Below are 13,936 nucleotides of genomic sequence, written 5' to 3'. Positions count from 1 at the left end.
GGAGATGAATTGCTATGTATATGCATACTCCCGTTGGCATCATCGGAGCCGGTCCCGCTGGCTTATTTTTGGCGTTGCTCTTATCCTTAGAGGGCATCGATTCGGTCGTGATTGAAAATCGCAGTCGGGCGGAGGTCGAGTCGACCATCCGTGCGGGTGTGCTGGAGCAGGGCACGGTAGACTTGATGGTGGAGATGGGAATCGGTGAGCGCATGCGGTACGAGGGTGTGGTGCACCATGGTATCGAGTTGCGCTTCGACAGACGCGGACATCGTATTAACCTGCATGAGCTCACCAATGGACGTGCCATCATGATCTATCCGCAGCATGAAGTGGTCAAAGACTGTATTGCCGCCCGACTGCAGCAGGGAGGTCAGATCTTCTTCAATGTGCAGGATGTGCAGCTTGCCGGCGTTGACAGCGATCAGCCAGTCATCCATTTCAGGCATGAGCAAGAGCAGGTGGAACTGCATTGCGACTTCATTGCTGGTTGCGATGGTTTCCATGGTGTGTCTCGTGCGTATATCCCCTTATCTGTGCAGCAAGTATACAGTCGCGCGTATCCCTTCGGGTGGCTCGGTATCCTATTGCAGGCGCCCCCATCCGCCAGAGAATTGATCTATGCCTATCATCAGCGTGGTTTTGCCCTGGTCAGTACACGCTCACCGCAGCTTCAGCGTATGTATATCCAATGTGATCCGCAGGACGATATCGCCAACTGGTCTGATGAGATGATTATTGAAGAGCTACAGGCGCGGCTGGTTACCGATGATGACTGGCAATTGCGCGTTGGCCCCATTGTGCAAAAAAACATTGTGGCCATGCGCAGCTTTGTGATCGAGCCGATGCAGTATGGTCGTCTCTTTCTAGCTGGTGATGCGGCGCATATCGTTCCTCCGATCGGGGCCAAGGGTCTGAACCTGGCCATTGCCGATGTGCGTCACCTGGCCAGAGCGTTGACCCGATTTTATCAACAGCAGCGTGAGGATCTGCTGGCCGCGTACTCAGCTACTTGCTTGAAACGTGTCTGGCGCACCGAGCACTTCTCCTGGTGGATGACCTCTATGCTCCATCGTTTCCCCGACGACGATCCTTTTCAGCAACGCATGCAGCGTGCTCAACTCGACTATACCGTTGGCTCCCAGGCCGCCTCTATGAGTCTGGCCGAAAATTATGTCGGCCTTCCCTTTAGCGTGTAGGCCACTCAATTCTTTAGTTTCCCGCCCCCCCTAGCCTCTTCCTTTACTATCACATGTGCATAAAGGAAGAGGTTTTTTGGAGGGAGAAGGCTTTACAATTTTTTTACAGCTTTTAGCCTCTTATTTGATTTTGTCGCCTTAATATTAAGTTAACTAACCTACGGGACAATGCTGACCCTGAGAAATATTGCTGGAATTGCCAGGCAGGACCTGTTCGCAAGGAAACGTTGGCCTGAACACTCATCTTTGCTTAATATCTGCGTGGTACATAGAAACGTATCATAAGCAGCAATGGGAGAGATGCTTAATGTGGAAAGGGTGCGAGTACCACCGATTTGGGGCGCAAGTGCGGACTCCCCTTGCTCATGGTGGTAATACTCCAGTCACGCTGAGCAGATAAGTGTAGGGCTTTAATGTAGTTCAAATAAAAGCAATATATATTGAGGATACATAGAAGTATGAAGCACAGATGCCGGCTCTTTTCGCTGATTGTGCCATGAGTATCGTCCTGGTCCGGTTGATAGAGAGAGCTTTGTCTGTATCTATAGTCTTTGAGCCTTCTGCCTTGGGTATATATGGTGGTTCAGGCATTTCTTGAAGGGATATCAATATTATGAAGAAAGTAACGGTGGCGACACTGATTGTAGGCGCCTTTATTATCTATAGCTTGCTATTCAGCCACGCGAATCAAGTAACTGCGTTGCCGACAACTTCTACCGGCACCGCAAGCTCTACCCCGACCGCGTCGAGCTCCTCTGGTTCATCGGGTTCCTCTGGTTCATCAGGCGGTTCTAACTCTAACGGTTCGACTCCTACGGCGGCCAGCAATAGCGGTTCATCTAGCAGCGGCCAGTATAAAGATGGCTCATACACGGGCAGTGTGGCTGACGCGCACTGGGGCAATATTCAGGTTAAAGCGATCATCCAGAATGGGAAGATTACAGATGTGCAGTTCTTGCAGTACCCCAACGATCGCAATCGTTCCGTTTCAATCAATAGCTACGCCGATCCACAGTTGACGCAGGAAGCTATTCAGGCTCAGTCCAATAATGTTGATATCGTTACCGGCGCGACCGATTCGAGCGAAGCTTTTATTCAGTCGCTGGGTGACGCGCTGTCTCAGGCCAGGGCATAACACATCATGAAAGATACACGTTTATTAATGGGCATGCCGATTACGGTTGAAGTGCTAGATCCGGATGCAAATGAAGCTACGCTGGACCTGGTGTTTGACTACTTTGTTGCGGTGGATGAGCGTTTTAGCACCTATAAGAATGATAGCGAAATCTCGCGCATCAATCGTGGTGAGCTGGCAGCCGAGTGCTATAGCGATGATATGCGAACGATCATGGAGCTCGGTGAGTACACCAGGAAGGAGACGCAAGGCTACTTCAACATCTATCGCGATGGGTACTGTGATCCTTCTGGCATTGTGAAGGGCTGGGCAATCCGTAATGCCGCAAATCTGTTGAAGGCACAGGGTTTCCAGCACTACTACATCGATGCCGGTGGAGATGTGCAGGTCGCTGGCAGTAAAGATGGCTGCCCCTGGCGTATCGGCATACGCAATCCTTTCAATCGTAATCAGAACGTCAAGATTCTGACCCTTTCAGATCAGGGAATTGCCACCTCCGGTACGGCTATTCGGGGGCAACACATCTATAATCCGCATGATCCGCAGGGGCAGATAACGGATATTGTCAGTATCAGCGTGATCGGTCCAGATGTGTATGAAGCGGACCGTTTTGCCACGGCCGCCTTTGCGATGGGGAGGAAGGGAATACAATTTATTGAAAAATTAGCTGATTTTGAAGGATATATGATTGATAGTCATGCTCGTGCGACCTATACCAGTGGATTTGAAAGGTATGTACTAAAATCATGATAGCTAAAATAGATTACGTGCTTGATCGCATTACTATGTACCGCCTGGTCCTCTACGTCTTGATTGCGCTGGTTGGAGTCGCTGCGGTTCTGGCTTACTTCAAGTTTCTGCCGTTCTCACCACTGGCGCTGCTGGTCTCTGCAGCCATTCTGATCGTTCTCTGCTGGGCAGCAAACACCATCTTTGGCTACTTCTTTGAGGTTCCCACCAACATTGAATCGGCCACCATTACGGCTTTAATCCTGGCTCTGATTATCGATCCTGGACAATCGCATGCCAGCTTTCAATTTCTGGGTTGGGCCGCCATCCTGGCCATGGCCTCCAAATATGTACTGGCCCCCTACAAGAAGCATGTTTTTAATCCGGCCGCCATCGCCGTCGTAATTACCTCCTTTGTGCTGGGGGAGTCGGCCAGCTGGTGGATCGGCACTACCAGCATGCTCCCTTTCGTCCTGGTTGGTGGCCTGCTGATTGCTCGTAAGCTGCGCCAGATAGATCTGGTGGCTATCTTTAGCGCGACCGCGCTAGTCTGCGATTGTGTGATCAACCTGGTACAGGGGAAATCGGCTCTCACCGAGATTAATCAGCTGGTGTTGCTCTCGCCGTTGTTCTTTTTCGCGACCGTGATGCTTACCGAGCCTCTGACAGCTCCTCCCACCAGAGGTCTGCGCCGGCTTTACGCGTTGATTGTCGGGGTGCTCTTCATTCCGCAACTCCATGTTGGCAGCTTCTACCTGACCCCTGAACTGGCGCTGGTGTTTGGTAACGTCTTTGCTTACCTGGTGAGCCCCAAGCAGAGGGTAGTGCTCAGGCTCAACAGGAAAATCAAAATGGGACCGGACATCCTGGATTTTGTCTTCAAGCCCTCGCAGAAGCTAGCGTTTACTCCTGGACAATATATGGAGTTCACATTGGAGCATCCCCATGCCGACAGTCGGGGCAACCGCCGCTACTTCACGCTGGCCTCCTCGCCGACTGAGAACAACGTTCATTTAGGTGTGCGCTTCTATGAGAATGGGAGCAGCTTCAAGAATGCCATGCAGCGTATGGACGGCAGGACAAAACTGGTGGCCGCCCAGATCGCTGGCGATTTCACCCTCCCGAATGATCCCAAACAGAAGCTGGTGTTTATCGCGGGTGGCATCGGTATTACGCCCTTCAGGAGCATGCTCAAGTATCTCCTTGACACGCGGCAGAGACGCGACATTATCCTGCTCTACGCCAACAGATATGCCAGTGAGATCGCCTATAAAGACGTTTTGAACTCCGCATATACCCAGCTTGGCATCAAGACCTTCTGCACACTGACCGATACCAATGCCGTCCCCCGAGATTGGACTGGTTTTGTCGGCCGCCTTAACGAGCAGATGATTCTCCAGACGGTTCCTGACTACACCGAGCGTACCTACTACCTCTCGGGTCCGCCAGAAATGGTTCGTGCCTATGAGCAGGTTTTGAAGAACATGGGTGTCAGAAACGACCAGATCAAAAAAGACTTCTTCCCCGGTCTTGTTTAGAGTGTGCCTGACTCTCGTCACCCTGGGGAGATGTGAGCGCCCCCGCACTTGCGGCCGCGTTGGTTTTATGTATTGGTGCCCGGGGTGCGCTGATGCGCACCCCGGGCACCAATACATAACTGACTCCAGAGCATCTGCGGTGTTCAACACCCCAATGATCTTTAATTAATAAAGCCGGGAAAAAGCGGGGAGGTGCAGGAGGGGCGAAGCGCCCCTCCTGCCGGGGTTTGGGGTGTCCCCAACATTCCCTCCTCCCCCTCCCCGCCGCAGGCGGGGATACAAAAGAGTATGTTATACCCGGTTAAAAAGGAAAAGATCATTAGTGAGATGTCACAATCTTCCTGGCTGGAGGCGTGTAATCCTATGATGGAATTGCTTGATTATCTTTTGCATTCTCAATGGTTGAGAGGGGGCAGAAATGGCAAAGCAGCATCAGGGCTGGCGTTTAAAAAAGTCAGCGGGTCGGAACAATCCACGAAAAAGTACAGTTATTACTACTGGATCATACAAGAAGCCAGCTAGATTTCACGTCCAGGCAATGGCACGAACCGATCCTGGTGTACGGCCTCAGATTGAAAAAAGGCCGCCAGAGCGAGATCCGCGCATGGGGCGAACCCATGAGGCCGACTCACAGGCGTGCGCCCGAGATAGAGATCCGCGGTCTGGTAGCGACTCTAATGCTCATCGGCATCGCAAGGGCTTCTAGTGCGTATCATCATTTGGCGCGGGAGCCAGTTTTCAGCGTTTAGCCTGTGCTTTTCAGAAGCAAGGGACGCTCCGCATATTTGGGAGGCCAGACCACACGGCGCTCTCCATTCTGCCACTGCACGGTGAGGACCTGGTGACCCGTTTGCAGACCACTCTGTGAATCGAGATGAAAACGTCCATACAGCGTATTGCAATCGAGCTGGCGGGCCGCGGCAAGTAGAGCCCCCTCCTCACTACTTCCACTGTCGCGCAGGCAGCGAGCGTATATCAGCCCTGCGGCGAATGCCTGTGTAGCCGGGTAGGGAGGATCACCTCCCATTGACTTCTTATAGTGATTAATAAACCAGCCTGCTTCGGGTCCCTCATCAGGCTCTATTGGTATGATAGGCATCCACTGTGCTGGACCCAGCAGGCCTTCACGCAGCGGTCCTATTGAGGTCAGCACTTCTGTTACGCCTCCACCTACAAAGGCCGCGGCCCGCCATGGGCGAGTCAGCAAGCGCGGCGCCAGTGCCTGTTCGTCGGCGAAGTTTCCCACCACCAGCAGCACATCGGCATCTGGCACTTCAGACGTTATCGCGGTAGCCTGTTGTGGTTTAAATGCGATGGATCGCAGTTTGAAGTGAAGTTCGGTGGCAGCTTTTTGCACGCCATCGGCTACGTCGCGCCCAAAGCCAGTTGTTGAATGACAAAGAACAACGGTGGTCGCGGTTGGATCGAGCGCGCGCAGCGCCTGAAGCGTGCCCACGAAATAGGTGGAGGCTGGAGAGAGGATGTTGATGACATGGGGAAATGTAGGATACGATAGGCGAGAGGTCGCACCACCATGATTCCAGATCACGCGCCGGGTGGAGCGGGCGGCGGCAAGCATAGTGTGGCTGCCATAGGGGCCAAATAATACATCTGGATGGGTAGCTAGAGCCGCCTGCATCGCTGCATCCATAGTAGGACCAGCATCGCGCACATCCAGCTCAATTCCGGTCCACGGCCCCGGGAGATCAGCTGCATGCGTGGCCCAGAGGGTAAGTCCGGCCGCGCATGCCTGCCCAAATGGAGCCAGTGAACCGGTCAGAGGAGTTACAAGTGTCGCTCGTAGCTTTGGCATCACAGGTGCCTGTTTCTATCCGCCTTGCTAACCCTGGGAAGTGGTATGTTCGGGCTGAACCACCATCACCACACGCTCATCGCCGGGCTGATGCCAGGGATATTTATCAAGGCCAAGATACTTTTTCGCCATCGAATTGATGAACTTCAGATCTGGATCTTCATCGACGCGCACCACACGGCCACGAATTTCAAGGTAGCGCTCCAGCACCTTGGGATCGGTGATCGAAAGAGCGATGCGCGCATCACGTTGCAGATTGTGGAACTTCTGCCGCTTCTTCGTCAGGCTAAAAAGCACATGCTCACCATCCCAGCCGAACCAGACCGGTGAGCTTTGAGGCTCTCCCTTGGGTCCAATGGTAGCAACGTGTGCGCCCGATTTCGTCTCCAAAAGATCCTTGTATTTTTCTGGAATTACGGCCATACTACATTCTCCTTTATGTTTGACTTACGCCGACACCTCTTCCACTATATTCTTATCAAGAAAAATCAATAGTGAACAGGAGCCAGCAATAATTATTGTAGTCCTTTTTGCACATCTTTATTATGACTCGGACCACTCAATCTATACACGTTGCATTTGTATAAAAAAATTCGCTATTTTACCTATCTGCTCAAGTATTGTGAAACACTGGAGCAAAGACCGTATACTATGGAGAAGCTCTCTCATGAAGAGCTTCTGTTCCAATTGGGACCAGATAGATAGCGAACGTATCGTAGAGATAGCTGCAAGGAAATTGGTCATTATGCATAAAAATACCACTGAAGCGCGGGTTGCGGTTTCAAATCAGTCCAGAATTATTGCTGTGACCGGCATTATGGCTGCTGGGAAGTCAACCATCGCGCATCTGCTTGCACAGCGTTTTGCGCGTGGGGTGCATATTGAGGCAGACGCGCTTCAGCGCATGATCGTTTCAGGTGGCGTGTGGGTCGGTGGGCCTGGCGCACCGGCAGGCGAGGCTGCCGCGCAGCTTCGCCTGCGGCTCAAACATATGTGCTTGCTGAGCAGATCATTTTTTGAGGCAGGCTATACGGTTGTTCTTGATGACATCATTATTGGAGATCGCTGGCAGCATCTGCAAGAGGAACTGCATGATCTGCCCTTTTCTCTGGTAGTGCTGGCACCGCGAGTAGATGTTGTAGCTCACCATAGGGATCTGACCCGTTCAAAGACTCCGCAGGGCTATGCCTGGGCTACCTACCTTGACCATGAATTGCGCACAACAATGAAAGGCATCGGACTCTGGATCGACACCTCCGAGCAAACACCTGGCGAAACAGTTGAACAACTGCTACGGAACCTCTAAACCGATCTTTGCTCTCATTGTAGTTGTTAGATCTCGCTTGCTTAGATCCAGTCAGCCATGCTTTGCATCCTTGAGCGGTTATCGCGCGCTATAACATGGAGACAATCGTGATGTTGTGGAATGCAGATGATGATCATATCTATGTGCTTGAGGAGTTTTCTTATGACAACAGTTGAACAAAAAAATATTATAGAAGCACTGCATACAAAAGCGGTAATCGATCCAGAAGAAGAAGTCGCCTCGCGCGTGCAATTTCTCAAAGACTATGTAACGTATGCCTCGATGGATGGCTTTGTGCTTGGCATCTCAGGAGGCCAGGACTCCAGCCTGGCTGGACGCTTATGCCAGATTGCGGTTGAGGAGCTTCGTGAACAGACAGGGAAAGATTATGTGTTTATCGCTCTTCGGCTTCCCTATGGCGAGCAAAAGGATGAAGAGGATGCGCAGCGGGCACTGCAGTTTATTGCTCCCGACCGAACCTACAGCGTGAATATCCAGCCCGCAGTTGATAGCGCGGTTGCCTCATTTAAGGAGGCTACAGGTTTCAAGATGTCGGACTACAACAAGGGGAACCAGAAGGCGCAGGAACGGATGACGGTGCACTACCGCTTCGCCAATCATTTCAACGTTCTGGTAGTAGGCACCGATCACGCGGCGGAAGCTGTGTCAGGCTTCTTTACCAAATATGGTGATGGCGGCGTAGACCTGACGCCACTCTCCGGACTTACCAAGCGGCAGGGAAAACTGTTGTTGCAATACCTGGGCGCGGACGAACAGATCTACACAAAAGCGCCAACCGCCGATCTCCTCGACGAAAATCCAGGCCAGCTTGATGAGGATGAGCTCAATATCACCTATGATATGATCGATGACTACCTTGAAGGAAAGGAAGTGCCCGCCGAAGTAGCTCAGCGCATTGAGCAGCGATACCGCATAACCGAACACAAACGACAGGTACCCGTTGCGCCGTTTGACACCTGGTGGGAAACGCAGAACGCTTAAATGCAAGATGGTATGGATCCAGCACAAAACCACAACAGCGCAACCTGACGGGGTTGCGCTGTTAAAAATGAGTAAGTAGTGTTTGAGCGTTAACCATACGTCTTGAATAACTTCCAACGCTGATTTGCTTATGCGAATGTAGCAATTAAAACTGGTTAGCGACCACGCACCACGCGGCGGATAACACGTGCTGCGGCTGCGATAAGCACTGTTTCCGCGACCCACTTCAAAAGGGGAGAGCCTTTCTTCTCCCTTCGGCCACGATCTCTTCTAGACATAGATGATCTCCTTCCATTTCTGCCTTCGGACAGTGAACAACGCCTTCCTACCATTAGTACGTATGGTTCGGTATAATAGTGGCAAATCCACCTCCTTGCCTTGCTCTCCCGCTGGTTCTTCCTTTGAACGCTCAGTATATTAGCTCATCAAAAAAGATCTCTGAACTGCTATTAAAAAGCATAAGACTATGTTTTATAGCAAATCATTCCCAGAATGAATATCCATATGGATAGTTTTTAAGATGATAGATGTAATATTTATTGTTTTATGCTATTATGTACCTGTTTACTTAACTAAAAGTAATTTATGGAGGTGGAGATTGGGTTCTCTCAACGAAACTTTTTTTGTTGATCGTGAACTTTTATTGCAGAAGTTGCATGACACATGGACCAGTCATCATCTAATACTTGTCGCTGGTCGTAGTGGTAGCGGCAAGACTGCGATGTTGAGGGAATATGCCCGACGTTTTTCTCAACAATACCAGGCCATCGTCTGGTTTAATGCAGCGACCGATGAGACCTTGCTTGCGGATCTGATTGCGGCCCTGCAAACTTATTCGCTACCAACTGATAAAGCACAGGAAGTAGAGCACCTCTTTCACATACTGTATGAGTATCTGAGCAAGCAACACAATTCGCTGCTGATTATCGATAATTTCGCCTATAACTTTACTGTTCGGAGATTGCATGAGCGCCAGGCAGGCGTGCGTACAATTGTCAGTACCCATGTACCGCATCTGCCACCAGAGATTCCACGGTTGGAACTCACAGCGTTGGATGCACAGAATGGCGCGCTTTTATTGTTACGCCAGGCGAGGCTGCTTTCACCCGAGCAGGGATTACACGATATCAATGCTGAACTGCAACGGGCAGCACAGGCACTATCCAGAGAGGTACGTGGTCTGCCCATCACCATCGACCTTATTGGCAGGTATCTGCATGTAACTGGTTGTAGTGGGCATGATTATCTCGACATGTTTCGCTCTTATCCTGCCCCACAACATCAATCTGGTAGCATGGACCCGAACGCGATGGAAGAATTTGCTATCGTCTGCGAATGTAGCCTTCATTATTTAAGGGAGACCAATCCTGCCGTGGTTGAACTCCTCCAGATGATTGCTTTGCACCTGCCGGAAGCTATTCCGTCCGCACTCTTCCAATTTCAGGACACATTGGTAGAGCATGATAGCGTATCGGAGCCATCAAATATCGGGATCTTGCTTGCTAGCGGCCTGGTTTCTATCGACGCGTCAACGGCGTCATTAACAATGCATCGCCTGATACAGGATATCGTCTTGCAGACGCTATCTGAGGATGAAAAGCGGCAACGTAGCAAGCAGTTATTTTATCTATGGCAAAAGCTGTTGCCCCGACTGACGAACGAGAGTCCATCTCTACACCTGTGCATGGCCAGCCAGATACGACATTTAGCCTCTATCAGCGAGAGTGAATCGTCATTCTTCGATGAAGTGAGAAATGTCAGCGAGGCGGCCGAGGTCTTTGCCTGGGCCGGGGGTGTGTATAGGGAGCAGCAACTCATTGGCGTGGCGGAACCTTTGCTGAGAAGAGCACTTGCTGTCTGGCAGCATACGCATGGTGATGCCCATCCATTGGTAGCTACCATCCTTGTCGACCTGGCGATCATGAACCGGGCCCTCAAAAATTACGGAGAGGCGGAAGCATTTGCCCATCGAGCCGTTGTCAGCAAGAGCAGCGCCCTGGGCATCAATCATCCCGATGTTTTGCTTACCCTTGACCTGCTTGGCCATATCTATACTGATCAGGATAAACTGCCAGAGGCACGGCAATGCTATGAAAAAGCGCTGACAATCGGGGAAAAGGTCGAGCTCACGCGCAATCCTATCTATAACACGCTCAGGTATGACCTGGCTCTATTGCATATAGAACAGAAAAACTGGGGTCGGGCCGAAGAGTTGCTGCGCAGGGTCAGTATTGGCAGGATGGTTACCTTAGGGGCAGAAGACCCGGATACTATTGAAGCCTTTTCGCGGCTGGCTGAGGTTTGTCGGCGGAGCAAAAATTGGACAATGGCAGAGGTAGCTTATAAACGCATTCTACCCGTTCAGAAGAAACTGTTGGGAGCGGAACATCCCACGGTGCTCCATTATCTGGAACAGCAGGCCGGTGTTTTTCTGCATCTAAATAGAATTGATGAGGCAAAACAGCAGCTGCAACATGTACAAGAGGTTAAAGAACGCGAACTGGGCAAAGAACATCGCAATCTCATCCCGTGCCTGAACGGACTCGCCCAGGTAGCGCTAGCTGAGCAGGAGTACGATACGGGATTGGCTTTGCTTGCGCGTGCGCAGCAGATCTATGCCCAACTGCCTGATCCCGAGCCTCTGATCCAGGCCGCATTGCTTGATACCACGGCATCAATTGAACTGGCACGAGAGCATTTTGATCTGGCAACGTCTCTCTCTCTAAGCAGGCATTGGAGATACATATCCAGGTCGTGGGCGAAGAACAGCCTGAACTGATTGATCCTCTGGAACACCTGGCCCGGGCGTACAGTGCCCAGGAAGAGTATGTACGGGCGCAACAATACCTCTTGCAAGCCCTGGCGATCTATCAAGAGGCGGGAAGGCCAGAGGATATGCTGCTGGATTCGGTACTCAATAGCCTGGCAGAGATCGAGATCGCGCGTGGACATCCCGCTTTGGCGCGAAATTATCTGGACCGCTCACGTGCCATCCGTGAACTGACCCTGGGCCAGAACAATCCTCGTACCATTGAGGTGGCACAAAAATTAGCCAGTATTTCCACCAGCCAGATGACGCGATAGCATAAGTAAGTTACGAATATAGAGAAAGAGAGAAAAAGCGCATGGCTTATAATGGTTTTGATGTAACTCCTAGCACATGGACCAGCTCCTCAACAACCACGGGTACAGGGAAGACAGATAATGATAACCTGGTCAATGATATTTTTAAGACGCTTGGCGACCTGGTCAATGATGCATCTCCCATCTTTTTCTTGAACAGCGTTACCAATTTCAAGACCGCGTTGGAAGAATTTGGCTACAACATGCAGGGAGCTCTGGCCTGTGTCAGCATCGATCTCCAGGTTGTTTCCAGCGGTCTATCATCGGCGGCGATTGCCTATGCCGCGACCGATGCGAACATCAAAAAAACCTTTGCTCAGCTGGATACCCAGCTCGGCTACTATACCAGCACCACCACCAGCGCGCACACGCTGCTCCAGCCTTCAGCAGCCGATCAAGCCGCATTGAACACCGCGTATCAAAACACTTTTAATCAAAATGCCAATAGCGGCCCTGATTGGGGCAAGATCGCGGCTGGGGCTGGAGTGGTGATCGTGGTTGGAGCTACGGCGATCTTTGCACCAGAGCTGCTCCCTTTTGAACTTGCCGCTGCTTTTTAATGAAAAGAGATGGGTTCAAGATATAGGTTAGCCCGCTGGATGAAGTTGGCTACCGCTTTGGACTCTGGTGACAAATGAGTTTCTGAAGAATGGCACACATGCTACGAAAAGGAGTTCGACATGTCAAATAATCCATCGCCTCTCCCAACGCCGGTCGCGGCACCGACGGCGGTTCCTTATAGCTTACCAGACATTCCGCCCAACGCTCTTACCATGCTCGATACCCTGGCCGACTCCATCGATACCGCCAATAAAAAGCTCAGTGGACACGCCAGCAAGCTCGGTGATATCCATACCAGCACCGATAACGCGGTCACCGAGGTTACAACCCATTCTAAGGGGCAGGCTACAGATACACTCTCCAATCTCTGGACTGGCAGCAAGAGCGACATAACCCATGCCCAGGGTAAGCTAACAGACATTACCTCTCCCACACAGGGCATGGGATCAAATCCCAGCGATTTCCGCTCTATCCTCAATGAACATAGAGGCGCTATTAAAACCGGACTTAACGCCATGGCTACGCTGCAGAGCCAGGCCGCCGCGTCTATCCCGGCTGAACAACTGCAACAGTTGAAGCAGGACATCGATAATCTCAATTCCTCCATCGGCAATGTCAGCATGGCTCTTGATGCCATGGCGATGTTGATCGCAACACTGAATAATACTTTTTTATCTGGCTGTGCTACTGGCCTGGTTCCTGGTCATCCCGTCCCTCACTTCAATCAGAATGCCTTCGCCCATCAAGCCCATGGCGATGCGCCTGGAGATGGTAAATCTCTTTCTGCAGATGATTTGAGGAATGAGATGAAAGCGAAATCAGGAGGAAGGGAGATTGATCCTGAGGTTCTCGCATTTCTTCCTGATCTTGCAATAGAACATGGCTTAGATCTGGAAAACGTTAAAGCTTTTATTGATACTGGTGCTGATCCTCAACTGCTTTACAAATGGATTAATGAGGATAAAGGTTATAACCCGGCAATAACGGACAAGTGGCTGACACAAACAACAGGCGATATTAAGATTCTCACTGATTTGAAGGGTGATCCAACTGAAAGCGCAGAGTGGCTCAAAGGCTTAAACGCTGATCAATTAGAAGCGGTAAAAAATCGTGCTGCCGATTCTCCCAAAATGGAGCTTGATAATCTTAAACATCTGGTTGATCCGCAGCTGAAGTTTAAACTCAACGAGAAACATGATGTTCCAAGATCTAATGTTGGTCCTCAGCCCAAGAATCCGCAGATAGCACTTAATAATTCTGTCACTTTCAGCTCAGAGACTACTACCCGCCGTATTGGAGTTGATCCGGAAACTGGACAGCTTGTTGTTATTGATGATACAAACAATGGAACGTATCATGCACATGTTCGACTATGGGATAGTAGTACACCACAACTTCAAGGCCTTACTCAAGATATGAAGAACGCCCTAGTCGATAATGGTTTGATCACCAAGAAAGGTGAAATTATTTTGAGGAATAAAAAAGGCAAATTTGAAAGATATGGCATGAATGTTATCAAAGGAAAGTAAA

The 13,936-nt window shown here is 50.7% G+C and carries 14 protein-coding genes; 11 read left to right on the top strand and 3 right to left on the bottom strand.

The window, feature by feature from the left end:
- Nucleotides 1–20 precede the first annotated feature (20 nt).
- The 5 genes from KTT_RS02115 to KTT_RS02095 all read left to right on the top strand — a co-directional run bounded on the left by KTT_RS02115 (nucleotide 21) and on the right by KTT_RS02095 (nucleotide 5,123).
- On the top strand, nucleotides 21–1,199 hold the full coding sequence (locus tag KTT_RS02115) for a 4-hydroxybenzoate 3-monooxygenase (protein ID WP_126599350.1): 1,179 nt from the start codon (nucleotides 21–23) through the stop codon (nucleotides 1,197–1,199).
- A gap of 613 nt (nucleotides 1,200–1,812) precedes the next feature.
- Nucleotides 1,813–2,334, top strand: coding sequence for an FMN-binding protein (locus KTT_RS02110; protein WP_126594415.1), 522 nt, complete (start codon nucleotides 1,813–1,815; stop codon nucleotides 2,332–2,334).
- A gap of 6 nt (nucleotides 2,335–2,340) precedes the next feature.
- Nucleotides 2,341–3,084 carry an FAD:protein FMN transferase gene (locus KTT_RS02105; RefSeq protein WP_126594414.1) on the top strand — a complete coding sequence of 248 codons (744 nt, stop codon included), beginning with the start codon at nucleotides 2,341–2,343 and terminating at the stop codon, nucleotides 3,082–3,084.
- Nucleotides 3,081–4,601 carry an RnfABCDGE type electron transport complex subunit D gene (locus KTT_RS02100; RefSeq protein WP_126594413.1) on the top strand — a complete coding sequence of 507 codons (1,521 nt, stop codon included), beginning with the start codon at nucleotides 3,081–3,083 and terminating at the stop codon, nucleotides 4,599–4,601. The genes KTT_RS02105 and KTT_RS02100 overlap by 4 nt, the downstream gene beginning before the upstream one ends.
- 288 nt (nucleotides 4,602–4,889) lie before the next feature.
- Nucleotides 4,890–5,123 carry a hypothetical protein gene (locus KTT_RS02095; RefSeq protein ID WP_126594412.1) on the top strand — a complete coding sequence of 78 codons (234 nt, stop codon included), beginning with the start codon at nucleotides 4,890–4,892 and terminating at the stop codon, nucleotides 5,121–5,123.
- Nucleotides 5,124–5,346: 223 nt separating this feature from the next.
- Here the strand turns inward: KTT_RS02095 and KTT_RS02090 are convergent, their stop codons facing one another.
- Both KTT_RS02090 and KTT_RS02085 read right to left on the bottom strand, forming a co-directional pair.
- On the bottom strand, nucleotides 5,347–6,414 hold the full coding sequence (locus KTT_RS02090; protein ID WP_126594411.1) for an ABC transporter substrate-binding protein: 1,068 nt from the start codon (nucleotides 6,412–6,414) through the stop codon (nucleotides 5,347–5,349).
- A 27-nt stretch (nucleotides 6,415–6,441) separates the two neighbouring features.
- Nucleotides 6,442–6,837, bottom strand: a complete 396-nt coding sequence (locus KTT_RS02085; protein ID WP_126594410.1) for a PPOX class F420-dependent oxidoreductase — start codon at nucleotides 6,835–6,837, stop codon at nucleotides 6,442–6,444.
- Between the two features lie 322 nt (nucleotides 6,838–7,159).
- Here KTT_RS02085 and KTT_RS35995 point away from each other — a divergent pair, with 322 nt between their 5' ends.
- Both KTT_RS35995 and nadE read left to right on the top strand, forming a co-directional pair.
- Complete coding sequence (locus KTT_RS35995) at nucleotides 7,160–7,720, top strand: phosphotransferase-like protein (RefSeq protein ID WP_160145586.1); 561 nt, start codon at nucleotides 7,160–7,162, stop codon at nucleotides 7,718–7,720.
- Nucleotides 7,721–7,882: 162 nt separating this feature from the next.
- Entirely contained in the window at nucleotides 7,883–8,722 is an 840-nt protein-coding gene (gene nadE, locus KTT_RS02075; RefSeq protein ID WP_126594408.1) for an NAD(+) synthase, read from the top strand.
- Between the two features lie 155 nt (nucleotides 8,723–8,877).
- On the opposite strand, the gene KTT_RS37350 is transcribed toward nadE, so the two are convergent.
- On the bottom strand, nucleotides 8,878–9,000 hold the full coding sequence (locus tag KTT_RS37350; protein WP_268904490.1) for a hypothetical protein: 123 nt from the start codon (nucleotides 8,998–9,000) through the stop codon (nucleotides 8,878–8,880).
- Nucleotides 9,001–9,320: 320 nt separating this feature from the next.
- On the opposite strand from KTT_RS37350, the gene KTT_RS02070 reads away from it, so the two are divergent.
- The 4 genes from KTT_RS02070 (at nucleotide 9,321) to KTT_RS02055 (ending at nucleotide 13,935) form a co-directional block, all read left to right on the top strand.
- Nucleotides 9,321–11,501 carry a tetratricopeptide repeat protein gene (locus KTT_RS02070; RefSeq protein WP_160145585.1) on the top strand — a complete coding sequence of 727 codons (2,181 nt, stop codon included), beginning with the start codon at nucleotides 9,321–9,323 and terminating at the stop codon, nucleotides 11,499–11,501.
- Nucleotides 11,456–11,806, top strand: a complete 351-nt coding sequence (locus tag KTT_RS02065) for a tetratricopeptide repeat protein (protein WP_126594406.1) — start codon at nucleotides 11,456–11,458, stop codon at nucleotides 11,804–11,806. The genes KTT_RS02070 and KTT_RS02065 overlap by 46 nt, the downstream gene beginning before the upstream one ends.
- 41 nt (nucleotides 11,807–11,847) lie before the next feature.
- Nucleotides 11,848–12,405, top strand: coding sequence for a hypothetical protein (locus KTT_RS02060; protein ID WP_126594405.1), 558 nt, complete (start codon nucleotides 11,848–11,850; stop codon nucleotides 12,403–12,405).
- A 120-nt stretch (nucleotides 12,406–12,525) separates the two neighbouring features.
- Nucleotides 12,526–13,935: a hypothetical protein gene (locus KTT_RS02055; protein WP_126594404.1), complete on the top strand. Its 1,410-nt coding sequence runs from the start codon at nucleotides 12,526–12,528 to the stop codon at nucleotides 13,933–13,935.
- Nucleotide 13,936 lies beyond the last annotated feature (1 nt).

It is taken from the genome of Dictyobacter aurantiacus, from assembly GCF_003967515.1.
GTDB lineage: Bacteria > Chloroflexota > Ktedonobacteria > Ktedonobacterales > Ktedonobacteraceae > Dictyobacter > Dictyobacter aurantiacus.
Note: the sequence above shows the minus strand (reverse complement) of the source record. Positions and strands in the feature narration are given on the sequence as shown.

What these genes read in the sequence shown, in the direction of transcription:
- KTT_RS02115 (WP_126599350.1), top strand. Translation starts at nt 21, where the DNA reads ATGCATACTCCCGTTGGCATCATCGGAGCCGGTCCCGCTGGCTTATTT.
- KTT_RS02110 (WP_126594415.1), top strand. Translation starts at nt 1,813, where the DNA reads ATGAAGAAAGTAACGGTGGCGACACTGATTGTAGGCGCCTTTATTATC.
- KTT_RS02105 (WP_126594414.1), top strand. Translation starts at nt 2,341, where the DNA reads ATGAAAGATACACGTTTATTAATGGGCATGCCGATTACGGTTGAAGTG.
- KTT_RS02100 (WP_126594413.1), top strand. Translation starts at nt 3,081, where the DNA reads ATGATAGCTAAAATAGATTACGTGCTTGATCGCATTACTATGTACCGC.
- KTT_RS02095 (WP_126594412.1), top strand. Translation starts at nt 4,890, where the DNA reads ATGTTATACCCGGTTAAAAAGGAAAAGATCATTAGTGAGATGTCACAA.
- KTT_RS02090 (WP_126594411.1), bottom strand. Translation starts at nt 6,414, where the DNA reads ATGCCAAAGCTACGAGCGACACTTGTAACTCCTCTGACCGGTTCACTG.
- KTT_RS02085 (WP_126594410.1), bottom strand. Translation starts at nt 6,837, where the DNA reads ATGGCCGTAATTCCAGAAAAATACAAGGATCTTTTGGAGACGAAATCG.
- KTT_RS35995 (WP_160145586.1), top strand. Translation starts at nt 7,160, where the DNA reads ATGCATAAAAATACCACTGAAGCGCGGGTTGCGGTTTCAAATCAGTCC.
- nadE (WP_126594408.1), top strand. Translation starts at nt 7,883, where the DNA reads ATGACAACAGTTGAACAAAAAAATATTATAGAAGCACTGCATACAAAA.
- KTT_RS37350 (WP_268904490.1), bottom strand. Translation starts at nt 9,000, where the DNA reads ATGTCTAGAAGAGATCGTGGCCGAAGGGAGAAGAAAGGCTCTCCCCTT.
- KTT_RS02060 (WP_126594405.1), top strand. Translation starts at nt 11,848, where the DNA reads ATGGCTTATAATGGTTTTGATGTAACTCCTAGCACATGGACCAGCTCC.
- KTT_RS02055 (WP_126594404.1), top strand. Translation starts at nt 12,526, where the DNA reads ATGTCAAATAATCCATCGCCTCTCCCAACGCCGGTCGCGGCACCGACG.